This window comes from Vibrio frigidus (genome assembly GCF_042465995.1).
GTDB lineage: Bacteria > Pseudomonadota > Gammaproteobacteria > Enterobacterales > Vibrionaceae > Vibrio.
Map to the genome: position 1 here is coordinate 126,517 of NZ_JBCDMC010000011.1, position 12,188 is coordinate 138,704.

Genomic DNA, 12,188 nt, shown 5'->3' on the forward strand with positions numbered 1-12,188 from the left:
GATCATTATGCAATTTGCGATATGATGTTTGATACTAAAAAATGAATAAAGCTAGCATATCATTGGTTTGAATAAACTATCGATGATAACTAAATGCAAAAGGAAGCTCTTCAAGGAATGATAGACGCGATTATGCCTCTACCACGTATTTTGGTGATTTTTGTCCATCCGGAACCGGGTACTTCTGTTGCCAATAATGTGATGCTAAAAAAGATACAAGATCTCGAGCACGTAACGGTTCATGATCTCTATGCCCAGTATCCAGACTTTTTTATTGATGTTCAAAAAGAACATCAACTTTTATTGTCTCACGATATCGTCGTATTTCAACACCCTTTGTTTATGTACTCTTGCCCTGCACTTTTGAAAGAATGGATGGATCGAGTGTTGGGTAAAGGCTTTGCCTTTGGTGACAATTGCGCTTTAAAGGGAAAGTATTGGCGTAGTGTTATTACAACCGGAGGTGCACGAGAAGCTTTTGACCCGTCAGGCTATAACAAATACCCAATGGAAGAGATATTGCAGCCATTTGAGTTAACGGCGGGTTTGTGTCGAATGAACTGGATGGAGCCGATAGTTTTACATTGGGCTAGGCATATCACTGATGTGGAACGATTACAGCATGCTGAAGCCTACCGCCATTGGTTAATGAATCCATGGGAATCGTACGAAATAGAAAAATCGGAGGACTTAGCTGATGGCAATGACGAATGATTTTTTGCAAAGTAGTGTGATTTTTTTATCCGCAGCCGTTGTTGCCGTACCACTTGCACAACGAATGGGCCTAGGCTCTGTCTTGGGGTACTTACTTGCTGGTGTCGCGATTGGCCCGTGGGGTTTTGGATTAATTAGTGATGTCGACGCAATTCTCCATTTTGCTGAATTTGGTGTGGTGTTATTACTTTTTCTTATCGGACTAGAACTTAACCCCAAAAAACTATGGCAGATGAGAAATCCTATTCTAGGTTTAGGTGGTGCTCAAGTCGTGGTGACTTCTTGCGTACTTGCCAGCATCGCGAGTCTCTTTGGACTATCATGGCAAACCAGTTTGGTGGTAGGGATGGGGTTAGCCTTGTCTTCTACTGCGATAGCCCTTCGAGTTATTGAAGAGCAGGGTTTAGGAGGCTCAGAAACAGGTCAATCCGGCTTTGCTGTTTTATTGTTCCAAGATATCGCGGTGATACCAATGTTGGCTATATTGCCTGTACTTGCAGGAGGTAACGGGGGTGGTGACTGGCTCGATACCATGACGACTTTTGGTTCTATTATTGTGTTGCTCGTTGGTGGTCATTTCCTATTGCGCCCACTCTTTCGATACGTTGTGACGAGCGGTGTGCGAGAGTTGTTTACCGTAGCTGCTCTTCTTGTGGTTATTGGTATAGCGTTAATTATGCAAAGTCTAGGTTTGTCTATGGCACTTGGTACTTTTCTCGCTGGTGTTCTGCTTGCGGAGAGTGAATATCGACATGAATTAGAAGTGGCTATTGAACCGTTTAAAGGCTTGTTGTTAGGGTTGTTTTTTATCGCAGTAGGCATGGCAGTAAACCTAGGCCTTATCATTTTAGAGCCTATTAAAATAGTATTGGCTGTTGTCAGTCTTGTCGTAATAAAAGGGGCTATTCTTTACATTTTGGCCCGTCTTTTTGGCACGCAAGCAAAGGCTCGAAGTCGAATGGCAGCGATTTTGAGCCAAGGTGGTGAGTTTGCTTTTGTTCTGTTCACCGCAGCGCAGGCTGAGAATTTATTAGACCCCGAGCTGGTTGCTTTTTTATTGGTTGTGGTCAGTTTATCTATGGTGACCACACCGTTGTTACTGCTTGCACAAAAGAAATGGTTTTCTGCAACAATTAACAATGATGAAGGGCTTGCGCAAGAAGATGTGGTTGATCGAAATCCAAGGGTAATTATTGCTGGTTTTGGTCGCTTTGGTCAGGTTGTCGGTCGACTGATGTATGCCAATAAGATCCGAATTACCGTATTAGAAAGTGATGCAAGCCAAATAAGATTGTTGAGAAAATATGGCTACAAAGTGTTTTATGGCGACGCGACTCAGTTGGATCTATTACGTGCAGCAGGCGCTGATAAAGCAGAAGCCTTAGTTGCCTGTACCGATAGCCCTGATGAAATCTTACATATTGTGGAAATCTGCCAACAACATTTTCCTAATCTGAAAATTCTTGCTCGTGCTCGAAGCCGTGTCGAGGCTTATCAGTTATTGAATCATGGTGTACCAAATTATTCGCGTGAAACCTTTTTAGGCGCATTGGATTTGGGAAGGCAATTACTCGTTGAACTAGGGATGCATCCGTATCAGGCAAAAAGATCAGAGGATCACTTTCGTAAGCTGGATAACGCCATGCTAAAAGAGCTGTTACCTAAACATACTGATGATAACGATCTTGCCCAGCGTTCAAAAGAGTCTCGAAAAGAGTTAGAAGAGATATTCGGTCAAGAGATGGAAACCGATAACCAATCGACCAACCACTGGAAATAGAATTCGAATAGGTTAAATTACGATGAAAATTAAAAAACGATTTATTGCGGGAGCGAGCTGCCCGAAGTGCTCTAGCCAAGATTCACTTCGTTGGTGGGTAGAGAGTAGTATTGAAATGGTAGAGTGCGTTGAATGCGGCCATATAGATAAACGGCTGCCTAAATCTGTTGAGTCATCAGAGCATGCCAATGACGATATGATCGGTTTTTTTAAGCCCTAGGGTTTGAGTTTCTTTTTTTTGCCCCCATAATAGCCCCTATTCGGAACATATATAAATCTTGTTGGTAGATAGTTTAACTACCCCTAATTCTCTTTGGAGCAGAAATGAATATTGAAAAGAACGTTGTTGTGAGCCTTGCATACCAAGTGAAGCTTGAAGAAGGTGTTGTAGTTGATGAAGCAACAGCGGAAAACCCTTTAGACTATTTACATGGGCACAACAACCTTGTTACAGGCCTTGAGGCCGAGCTTGAAGGTAAAAAAGCAGGGGACAAATTCACTGCAACCATCACTCCAGAAGATGCGTACGGCGAACATAATGATGCATTAGTACAGCGTGTCCCTGCGAATGTATTCCAAGGTGTAGAGCAGATTGAAGTCGGCATGCGTTTCTTAGCCGATACTGATCAAGGTCCAATCCCTGTTGAAGTAACAGAAGTGGATGGTGACGAAGTTGTCGTTGATGGTAACCACATGCTTGCAGGCCAAACGTTGACATTTGATGTCGAAGTAATGGCAACTCGCGAAGCAACAGCAGAAGAATTGGAACACGGTCACATCCATGATGAAGGTGGTTGTGGTCACGACCATGATCATGAAGGCGGTTGTTGTGGTGGCGAAGGGCACGATCACGGTGAAGGCAAAAAAGAAGGCTGTTGCGGTGGCGGTGGTAAAGAAAAAGGTGAAAACGGCGGCGGTTGTGGCTGTTCACATTAAGATTGATTAACCTTAAACCAACAAACCTTTGTTGTTGGTTTAGATTTGATTAAAATAAAACCCTAAGCACTCTTTATGAGATATTTAGGGTTTTTTTGTTTATAGATTAAGGACGATTTATGTCGATATCTCCATTCGCATTAGCTATTCATGGTGGTGCTGGAACCATCCTAAAAAAAAATCTAACACCAGAATTAGATGGCGAGATAAGAAGGGCCCTTGAAAAATCTGTTCGAGCGGGATACGACATTTTGAGAGAAGATGGAGATGCCTTAGATGCAACCGTTGCAGCGGTAAAAGTATTAGAAGATTGTCCCCACTTTAATGCTGGAAAAGGCTCGGTGTTGACCCATACAGAAATGGTTGAGATGGATGCGTCTGTGATGCATGGAAAACAGATGGAAGCGGGCGCGGTTGCCGGAGTTAAACATATTAAAAACCCAATAGAACTTGCTTGCGAAGTCTTGAGGAAAAGTGAACATGTTTTTTTAATCGGTGATGGGGCTGAACAGTTTGCCTTTGAAAATGGTTTTGATTACACCGAACAAGATTATTTCTTCACTGATCGCCGTTATGAGCAGCTACTCTCAATGAAAGAGGCGGGTATATTCGGTCTTTCTGAATCTAAGTTTCCAGATGATAAGAAATTTGGAACGGTTGGGGCCGTTGCACTGGATCGGCAAGGTAATCTCGCTGCTGCCACAAGTACAGGTGGCTTAACCAATAAAAAATATGGTCGCGTTGGTGATTCTTCCATTATTGGTGCTGGTACCTTTGCTGAGAATCATAATGTTGCGATTTCTACTACCGGTATGGGTGAGTGTTTTATTCGAAAAATGGTGGCAGCCGATGTCGCGGCTCGAATGCGATATCTTAAAGAAGATGTGTATACCGCGAGTGAAATGGTTATACAAGGTGAGCTAAAATTGATGGGTGGTGAAGGTGGATTAATCGCGATTGATCACCAAGGAAACATCCATAATGCAATGAACAGTTCAGGTATGTATCGCGCCAGTATAGATACGTCTGGTGAATTAAAAGTGGCAATATTTGTAGATGAAATAGCAGGCTAGATACTGAACGACTAACCTTCCCTCATTCAACATTGCTTCTTAATCTTAAACGTACTTTTCACATCTAGTAATGTGGTGGAGGTGTTTCTTCAGAAGCATCTGCCATATTCGAAGGATCTAGATTCTTTACCTTCCCTACGACATATTTCATCTGATCTAGCATTTTAGTGATCAGCAGTTGTTGTTGGCTAAGTGCTTCGTTTAGTTCATCAATCGTCTGCTCTTGGAAAGCCATTTTATATTCTAGATCTTCGATGCGTTGCTGTAATTCTTGATTCGTATTGTTAGTCATCTTCTATATTCCAAGCCTGTGCAATACCAGCAGAACTCGCCGATATTATTCTGTTTTGACGGTCAAAGGCGGCATCATACACGACTGCACGTGGAGGGCGAGTATCTTTTAGTGGTTCCACATCCCATCCGTCTAATCGTTTCCCTGTTTGTGTATCCCAAAGCATTACTCGCCCGTTTGGAGAACCGGTGACTAAGTAACTCCCATCATCGGAAAAACGCGCGCTAGAGAACACTAGTTGCCTTGAAAGAGACTTAAGTGCTGAAATTTTCTTACCCGTTTTAAGATCCCAGATAAAGCTATCACTTGCTCCATCTGACGTAAATGCATACTTACCATCTCGTTGCAGAGCAATTCTGTTAATTCTTGCCTTATGTTCAAATTGAAATAGCGGTTGGCCAGTGTCGGTACTCCAAAAATAAGCTTTATAATCATTACCGCCGGTTAAAGCAAACTTACCATTCGAGGAAATTGCGACGGTATTGACTTTTTCTCTGTGAGCAAGGAACTCTAATCGCCTTCCGGTGACTAAATTGACGTAAATGGCCTTTCTATTAGATAGACCTAATAATACTTGTTCGCCATTGCTTGATATATCTATATCCCGGATTAATCCATCGGAGACAGACCAAAGTCCTTCAGCTTGGCTCCAGGAAAGATCCCAAACAGCAAAGTTGAGTTGTGTGGATGTAACGGCATATCGACTGTTATCTGAAATACGTATGTGGGAAACCGTATTTCCATCGGGATCTTGTTTACCTAAAGAGGCTAACTCTTGGTTCTCTTGCAGGTCCCACAGTAACAATTGACGCTCTTTTGAGTAAAGTAATGCAAAGCGGGCATCTCTACTAAGGGCAAAACTAGTGGTGCCTTTTGGCTCAATGGTCCATCTTTCTTCATCTTGAGATGAAAAAAAACAACCATTTAACAGAGTGATGACAATACCCAATAGCATATAATGAGAGATTATTCGCATTCTTATCAAGAATCCAGTTTGTGTCGAGAGGCATAACCCTAGTATATTGATACATAAATAATTTTGCACATTTCATTATATTTGATGAGAACTGTGTACTGACGTAAATGGCTATGCCATTAATTTGGAGAATTTAATGAAACCTTTGTTTAAAGTGTCCCTACTCGCTGCAACTGTAATGTTGGCTGTAGGTTGTCAAAAAGAAGAAACACCCAAAGTTGAAGCGGCTCCAGTGGTAGAGCAGGCACAAGCTGAGGCTGAAAAAGCAGTTCACTTTAAAACAGAAGAAGACAAAGCGGCGTACGCTTTCGGTCTTTATTTCGCCAAGAACATTGAATCGAGCATTGAAGGCTCAACTGAAATTGGCATCGAGTTAAAGAAAGAACTTGTACTTCAAGGTATTGAAGATGTATTTGCTGATACAGAAAAAATGACAGACGATGAGCTACGCTTAGCGCTTGAAAGTTTTGAAAAGACTGTTAGCGAAAAGATGCAGGCAAAAGCAGCAGCAGATGCTGAAGCAGCAATGAAGGCAAGCGAAGAGTTCCGCGCTGAATTTGAAAAGCAAGAAGGCGTAATGAAAACTGAATCTGGTCTTCTATACCAAGTAATGACACCAGCAGAAGGTGATAAGCCTGCAGAAACTGATACAGTTGAAGTGCATTATGTCGGGACATTAATCGACGGGACTAAATTTGACAGTTCATACGATCGTGATGCAACTGCTACGTTCCCTCTTAATCGGGTGATCCCTGGTTGGACTGAAGGTGTGCAACTTATGTCTGTAGGGTCAAAATACAAGTTTGTTATCCCACCAGAATTAGCATACGGACCACAAGATACACCGACTATTCCTGGAAACTCAACTCTCGTTTTTGAAGTTGAATTGATCAGCATTGATAACGGTGAAGTTGAAGAAGCACCAGCAGAAGCACCTGCTGCGGAATAATTTCTTCAAAAAGAACGAATAACAAAGGCCCGGATATCCGGGCCTTTTTTTTTTGACGACAAACCAAACTGATCAAAACGATGCGCAATTCAAATTTTCTGATAAACTTGCACTAATTTGTTGATTTTTAAATCGAGGCTATAAATAGTGGCTACATCAGAAATCGTTCACGCAGAAGCGTTACTCGAAATGGATTCCGTATTTGTTGAACCATTTAGCGAGCATGATCTGACCATTTTAAGATCCTATGAAGCCGTAGTGGATGGTCTCGCTGGTTTAATCGGTCCATTCTGTGAAATTGTTCTTCATTCATTGGAGAGCTTAGATACATCAGCGATCAAGATAGCTAATGGTGAGAATACGGGTAGACATGTAGGATCGCCAATTACGGATATGGCGCTGAAAATGCTGAAGGATATTGAAGGTTCCGAGCGTAATTTTTCTAGACCTTACTTTACTCGAGCGAAGGGTGGGGTGTTGATGAAATCTATCACTATCGCTATTCGTAACGGCAATAATCGTGTCATCGGCTTGCTTTGTATTAATATCAATCTCGATGCACCATTCTCTCAAGTTCTGGAATCTTTCATGCCAACAGATGAGGCAAAAGAAGCCGCGTCCGCAGTAAATTTTGCAAGCGATGTGGTTGAATTGGTTGATCAAACCGTGGAACAGAGTATTGAAGATATCAATGCGGATAAGTCGGTATCGAATAATACTAAAAATCGCCAGATTGTCATGGAGCTTTACGATAAAGGCATTTTTGATATTAAAGATGCGATTAACCGTGTTGCGGACCGCTTGAATATTTCTAAACATACCGTCTATCTTTATATTCGTCAGCGTAAAACAGAGGATGGAGAAAAGTGAGTTTAAGTTACACCCTTGTTGTTAACGGCAGCGTATATGGCTCTCAATCGACAAGAAATGCATATGCGTTTGCTAATGCAGTGCTTGAGAAAGGTCATACACTCGCCTCCGTATTTTTCTATCAAGAAGGGGTAACCAATGGCTCTAAACTGGTGGTGCCAGCCAACGATGAGTTTGACTTAACGGTAGCTTGGCAAAAATTAGCTATTGAAAATAACATCCGTTTAGAAACTTGTGTCGCAGCCGCACTGCGTCGTGGCGTATTGAGCCAAGAAGAAGCCTCTCAACACAAACGTGAAAGCTATAATCTGGCTAATGGCTTTGAACAAGCCGGTTTGGGTAGTTTAGCTGAGGCATTATTGACGCAAGACAGAGTGGTGCAATTTTGAAGAAGATTGGGTTTGTATTCCGTTCTCATCCACATTCTTCGGCAAAAGGGCGTGAAGGATTAGACGCACTATTAGCGGCTTCTGCTTACAGTGAAAATATCGCGGTGTTTTTTATTGGCGATGGAGTCACTCAGTTAATGACAAATCAAAATACGGCTTCTATTTATTCTAGAGATTATGTGCCAGCGTTTAAGCTTATGGATCTTTATGACATCGAAGAGATATACGTTTGTTCTAACTCTTTGAAAGCGAATGGTATGGACGAAGTAGAATTGGTTTTAGCTGATGCCGTCCGACTAAACTCCGGTGACCTTGCGAAACAGTTACACGGTTGCGATAAGCTGCTTACTTTTTAAGGGACTGATATGCTGCATATTGTTAAACATTACCGCTCACTAGATGAAGCCACCGCTAATGTAGTGGAAGGTGATGACCTGCTTTTAGTAGAAGACGCAGTATATGCCGCGGTAAAGGGACACAAAGCCAATACCTATCTTGTCGCCGCCACTACTGCACCTTATAGCCTTGTAGCTGACGTAGAAGCCAGAGGTCTACTACTCGAGATTACCCAAAAAACGGTCGATTTCGTTGGGTTTGTGGAACTGACAGAAAAGCATTCTTCTTCTATTACATGGGAATGATGTCATATTGGCTATGTGGTGATTTTGATATAGTTGACCACGTTATTTCTAATAAAGGCCATGCTTAATAACTTTAGACTAAGATTTAAGCAATAAGACCACCAATTGTTCATTCCCTTACGATCAAAAAGATCCCTAAATACCTTGACAGACCTTCCTTCCGTGCATAAAATCTTGCGTCCCTCATAGTAGGGTTAGATTTTTCATGAAGCATAATTTCAGCAAACCAGGAGCTAGTTAATGGCAACTATTAACCAGTTGGTACGTAAGCCTCGTGCAAAGCAAGTTGTTAAAAGCAACGTGCCAGCGCTAGAAGCGTGCCCACAAAAACGTGGTGTATGTACTCGTGTATATACTACTACACCTAAAAAACCTAACTCAGCGCTTCGTAAAGTTTGTCGTGTGCGTTTGACAAATGGTTTCGAAGTAACTTCGTACATCGGTGGTGAAGGTCACAACCTTCAAGAGCACTCAGTTGTTCTAATCCGTGGCGGTCGTGTTAAAGACCTTCCAGGTGTACGTTACCACACAGTACGTGGTGCACTTGACTGTGCAGGCGTAAATGACCGTAAGAAAGGTCGTTCTAAGTACGGTGTGAAACGACCTAAGTCTTAATGATTCTCTGTTTACGAACAAGCGTTAAGTAAGGCCAAACATTTAATTAATTGTATTTTGAAAAAACTGAAAAGTTTTGGATAACCTGAAGAAGACAACGGAGAAATTCCTATGCCACGTCGTCGCGTAATTAGTCAGCGTAAGATCCTTCCAGATCCTAAATTTAAATCTGAAATGCTGGCAAAATTCGTCAATATCCTTATGGTTGACGGAAAAAAATCTACTGCAGAAAAAATTGTTTACACTGCACTAGAAGTTATGGCTGAGAAATCTGGTAAAGATCACTTAGCTGTATTTGATGAAGCTCTTGAAAATGTTCGTCCAACGGTTGAAGTTAAATCTCGCCGTGTGGGTGGTTCAACTTACCAAGTACCTGTAGAAGTTCGTCCGGTTCGCCGTAACGCACTTGCTATGCGTTGGTTAGTTGAAGCTGCGCGTAAGCGTGGTGAAAAATCTATGGCTTACCGTCTAGCTGCTGAAATGCTAGATGCGTCAGAGAACAAAGGTACTGCTGTTAAGAAACGTGAAGACGTTCACCGTATGGCAGATGCGAACAAAGCGTTCGCTCATTACCGCTGGTAATAAGACCTTTAAGCACTGCGAAGTCCTTCGCAGTGCTTTTCCTTTGGAAAAACCAAGCTTATATTATTGTTTCAAAATAGTTCTTTGTTTCTGTCTTTGCATAGCGCATTGATTTTAAACAAATAGATATTTTCAAACATTAATAGTCACTATAGTAAGAGGATAGAATCGTGGCTCGTAAAACTCCGATTGAGCGCTACCGCAATATTGGTATTGTTGCTCACGTTGATGCAGGCAAAACAACGACCAGTGAACGTATTCTGTTCTATACAGGCCTATCACATAAAATCGGCGAAGTGCACGATGGTGCTGCAACCATGGATTGGATGGAGCAGGAGCAAGAACGAGGTATTACTATTACTTCGGCTGCTACCACGACATTCTGGCGTGGCATGGAAGCACAATTTGACGAACACCGCATTAATATCATCGACACCCCTGGGCACGTAGATTTTACTATCGAAGTAGAACGCTCTTTACGCGTACTTGATGGTGCCGTGGTTGTATTTTGTGGCGCGTCTGGCGTTGAACCGCAATCCGAAACAGTTTGGCGTCAAGCTGATAAATATCATGTGCCTCGCTTGGTATTTGTGAATAAGATGGACCGTACAGGTGCTGACTTCTTACGAGTGATTGATCAGATTAAAGATCGTCTTGGTGCAAGCCCAGTTCCCATCCAATTAAACATTGGTGCAGAAGATGAGTTTAAAGGTGTGGTTGACCTTATCAAGATGAAAGCCATTAACTGGAATGAAGCCGATCAAGGCATGACCTTCACTTATGAAGACATTCCAGCCGACATGCAAGAAATGGCGGAAGAATACCGAACAGAACTCGTTGAAGCTGCGGCTGAAGCAAACGAAGAGTTGATGGATAAGTACCTTGAAGAAGGTGAGCTAACAGAAGCGGAAATCAAACTAGGTCTCCGTACTCGTACTCTTAACAATGAAATCGTGCTTGCTACTTGTGGTAGTGCTTTTAAAAACAAAGGTGTGCAAGCCGTTCTTGATGCTGTTGTTGATTTCCTTCCTTCTCCAGTTGATGTACCTGCAATTAAAGGCATTGATGAAAACGAGAATGAAATAGAACGCCATGCCGATGACAGTGAACCGTTTTCAGCGTTAGCATTTAAAATTGCAACGGACCCATTTGTGGGTACGTTAACTTTTATTCGTGTTTATTCTGGTGTTGTTGAAAGCGGTAAAATGGCCTATAACTCAGTTAAGCAGCAGCGTGAACGTTTAGGGCGTATTGTTCAAATGCACTCAAATAAACGTGAAGAAGTGAAAGAAGTGCGAGCAGGTGACATTGCCGCTATTATTGGCTTAAAAGATGTCACTACGGGTGAAACATTGTGTGATCAGAACCATAAAATTGTTCTAGAACGCATGGAATTCCCAGAACCAGTTATTCAGATCGTTGTAGAGCCACGCTCTCAAGCTGATCAAGAAAAAATGACGAGTGCGTTAGGAAAGCTAGCGGCAGAAGACCCATCGTTCCGTGTTGATATGGATGACGAAACTGGCCAGACACTGATTTCTGGTATGGGTGAACTACACTTAGATATCATCGTTGATCGCATGAAGCGTGAGTTTAACGTTAATTGCAACGTTGGTAATCCGCAAGTTGCTTACCGTGAAACTATTCGTGGTACAGCGAAAGCGGAAGGTAAATTTATCCGCGAGCATGGTGGTAAAGGACAGTACGGCCACGTATGGCTGAAACTAGAACCATCAGAAGTTGGCGAAGGTTTTGTCTTCGTTAACGAAATTGCTAATGATACGGTACCAAAAGAGTTTATTGGCTCTGTCGCGAAAGGCGTTGAAGAGCAGATGAATAATGGTGTGCTTGCAGGTTATCCAGTTCTGGATATCAAAGCTACATTGTTCAATGGTTCTTATCATGAAGTAGATTCAAGTGAGATGGCGTTTGTAATCGCTGCCTCCATGGCTTTTAGAACAGGTGCATTAGAAGCGCAACCAGTTCTGCTTGAGCCTATGATGAAAGTTGAAGTAACGACTCCAGAAGACTGGATGGGTGATGTTGTTGGCGATATTAATCGTCGTCGCGGTATCATCGAAGGTATGGACGAGGGAACAGCTGGCCTGAAGATAATTCGTGCACAAGTTCCGTTGTCTGTCATGTTCGGTTACGCAACTGATTTACGTTCTGCGACACAAGGGCGTGCTTCTTACTCTATGGAGTTTAGTGAGTACGCTGAAGTGCCAAAAAATGTTGCAAATGCAATCATTGCAGAGCGTGGTTAAAAAAATAGGACACATTTTTCTTCTTTTTTGGAAGATCAATGAGTTCAAATATTGCGCTAACGTGAGTTGACGCATAATATAGCAAATTCTGGCGCGCATCGGAG

The 12,188-nt window shown here is 42.3% G+C and carries 15 protein-coding genes; 13 read left to right on the top strand and 2 right to left on the bottom strand.

The annotated features are described in order from the left end of the window. Positions 1-93 precede the first annotated feature (93 nt). From kefG to AACW90_RS18330, 5 genes are all read left to right on the top strand, one after another. Positions 94-714, top strand: coding sequence for a glutathione-regulated potassium-efflux system ancillary protein KefG (gene kefG, locus AACW90_RS18310; RefSeq protein WP_390237273.1), 621 nt, complete (start codon positions 94-96; stop codon positions 712-714). After that, positions 698-2,494 (top strand): glutathione-regulated potassium-efflux system protein KefB, encoded by a 1,797-nt coding sequence (kefB, locus tag AACW90_RS18315; protein WP_390237277.1) that lies wholly within the window; start codon positions 698-700, stop codon positions 2,492-2,494. The genes kefG and kefB overlap by 17 nt, the downstream gene beginning before the upstream one ends. Positions 2,495-2,516: 22 nt before the next feature. Beyond that, on the top strand, positions 2,517-2,714 hold the full coding sequence (locus AACW90_RS18320; RefSeq protein ID WP_390237279.1) for a YheV family putative zinc ribbon protein: 198 nt from the start codon (positions 2,517-2,519) through the stop codon (positions 2,712-2,714). Between the two features lie 104 nt (positions 2,715-2,818). Further along, complete coding sequence (slyD, locus tag AACW90_RS18325; protein WP_390237281.1) at positions 2,819-3,430, top strand: peptidylprolyl isomerase; 612 nt, start codon at positions 2,819-2,821, stop codon at positions 3,428-3,430. Between the two features lie 119 nt (positions 3,431-3,549). Beyond that, complete coding sequence (locus AACW90_RS18330; RefSeq protein ID WP_390237284.1) at positions 3,550-4,503, top strand: isoaspartyl peptidase/L-asparaginase family protein; 954 nt, start codon at positions 3,550-3,552, stop codon at positions 4,501-4,503. 64 nt (positions 4,504-4,567) lie between these two features. On the opposite strand, the gene AACW90_RS18335 is transcribed toward AACW90_RS18330, so the two are convergent. Beyond that, on the bottom strand, positions 4,568-4,795 hold the full coding sequence (locus AACW90_RS18335) for a SlyX family protein (protein ID WP_390237286.1): 228 nt from the start codon (positions 4,793-4,795) through the stop codon (positions 4,568-4,570). Beyond that, positions 4,788-5,771: a WD40 repeat domain-containing protein gene (locus tag AACW90_RS18340; protein WP_390237289.1), complete on the bottom strand. Its 984-nt coding sequence runs from the start codon at positions 5,769-5,771 to the stop codon at positions 4,788-4,790. The genes AACW90_RS18335 and AACW90_RS18340 overlap by 8 nt, the downstream gene beginning before the upstream one ends. A 136-nt stretch (positions 5,772-5,907) precedes the next feature. Here AACW90_RS18340 and fkpA point away from each other — a divergent pair, with 136 nt between their 5' ends. From fkpA to fusA, 8 genes are all read left to right on the top strand, one after another. Next, positions 5,908-6,720, top strand: coding sequence for an FKBP-type peptidyl-prolyl cis-trans isomerase (gene fkpA, locus AACW90_RS18345; protein WP_390237291.1), 813 nt, complete (start codon positions 5,908-5,910; stop codon positions 6,718-6,720). Positions 6,721-6,909: 189 nt separating this feature from the next. Next, positions 6,910-7,590, top strand: a complete 681-nt coding sequence (locus tag AACW90_RS18350) for a helix-turn-helix transcriptional regulator (protein ID WP_390237390.1) — start codon at positions 6,910-6,912, stop codon at positions 7,588-7,590. Continuing rightward, a complete protein-coding gene (tusD, locus tag AACW90_RS18355; protein ID WP_390237293.1) occupies positions 7,587-7,979 on the top strand; it encodes a sulfurtransferase complex subunit TusD in 393 nt (130 codons plus the stop codon). Before AACW90_RS18350 ends, tusD begins: the two co-directional genes overlap by 4 nt. Further along, complete coding sequence (gene tusC, locus AACW90_RS18360; protein ID WP_390237296.1) at positions 7,976-8,335, top strand: sulfurtransferase complex subunit TusC; 360 nt, start codon at positions 7,976-7,978, stop codon at positions 8,333-8,335. The genes tusD and tusC overlap by 4 nt, the downstream gene beginning before the upstream one ends. Before the next feature lie 9 nt (positions 8,336-8,344). Further along, on the top strand, positions 8,345-8,620 hold the full coding sequence (gene tusB / locus AACW90_RS18365; protein WP_390237300.1) for a sulfurtransferase complex subunit TusB: 276 nt from the start codon (positions 8,345-8,347) through the stop codon (positions 8,618-8,620). 240 nt (positions 8,621-8,860) lie between these two features. After that, positions 8,861-9,235, top strand: a complete 375-nt coding sequence (gene rpsL, locus AACW90_RS18370; RefSeq protein ID WP_005417208.1) for a 30S ribosomal protein S12 — start codon at positions 8,861-8,863, stop codon at positions 9,233-9,235. 111 nt (positions 9,236-9,346) lie between these two features. Continuing rightward, positions 9,347-9,817 carry a 30S ribosomal protein S7 gene (gene rpsG, locus AACW90_RS18375; protein WP_195704514.1) on the top strand — a complete coding sequence of 157 codons (471 nt, stop codon included), beginning with the start codon at positions 9,347-9,349 and terminating at the stop codon, positions 9,815-9,817. A gap of 170 nt (positions 9,818-9,987) precedes the next feature. Next, positions 9,988-12,084: an elongation factor G gene (fusA, locus tag AACW90_RS18380; protein WP_390237307.1), complete on the top strand. Its 2,097-nt coding sequence runs from the start codon at positions 9,988-9,990 to the stop codon at positions 12,082-12,084. Positions 12,085-12,188: the final 104 nt, after the last annotated feature.

Coding starts and splice junctions, on each gene's coding strand:
- kefB (WP_390237277.1), top strand. CDS start 698: ATGGCAATGACGAATGATTTTTTGCAAAGTAGTGTGATTTTTTTATCC.
- AACW90_RS18350 (WP_390237390.1), top strand. CDS start 6,910: ATGGATTCCGTATTTGTTGAACCATTTAGCGAGCATGATCTGACCATT.
- AACW90_RS18335 (WP_390237286.1), bottom strand. CDS start 4,795: ATGACTAACAATACGAATCAAGAATTACAGCAACGCATCGAAGATCTA.
- rpsG (WP_195704514.1), top strand. CDS start 9,347: ATGCCACGTCGTCGCGTAATTAGTCAGCGTAAGATCCTTCCAGATCCT.
- tusB (WP_390237300.1), top strand. CDS start 8,345: ATGCTGCATATTGTTAAACATTACCGCTCACTAGATGAAGCCACCGCT.
- AACW90_RS18340 (WP_390237289.1), bottom strand. CDS start 5,771: ATGCGAATAATCTCTCATTATATGCTATTGGGTATTGTCATCACTCTG.
- kefG (WP_390237273.1), top strand. CDS start 94: ATGCAAAAGGAAGCTCTTCAAGGAATGATAGACGCGATTATGCCTCTA.
- AACW90_RS18320 (WP_390237279.1), top strand. CDS start 2,517: ATGAAAATTAAAAAACGATTTATTGCGGGAGCGAGCTGCCCGAAGTGC.
- slyD (WP_390237281.1), top strand. CDS start 2,819: ATGAATATTGAAAAGAACGTTGTTGTGAGCCTTGCATACCAAGTGAAG.
- AACW90_RS18330 (WP_390237284.1), top strand. CDS start 3,550: ATGTCGATATCTCCATTCGCATTAGCTATTCATGGTGGTGCTGGAACC.
- rpsL (WP_005417208.1), top strand. CDS start 8,861: ATGGCAACTATTAACCAGTTGGTACGTAAGCCTCGTGCAAAGCAAGTT.
- fkpA (WP_390237291.1), top strand. CDS start 5,908: ATGAAACCTTTGTTTAAAGTGTCCCTACTCGCTGCAACTGTAATGTTG.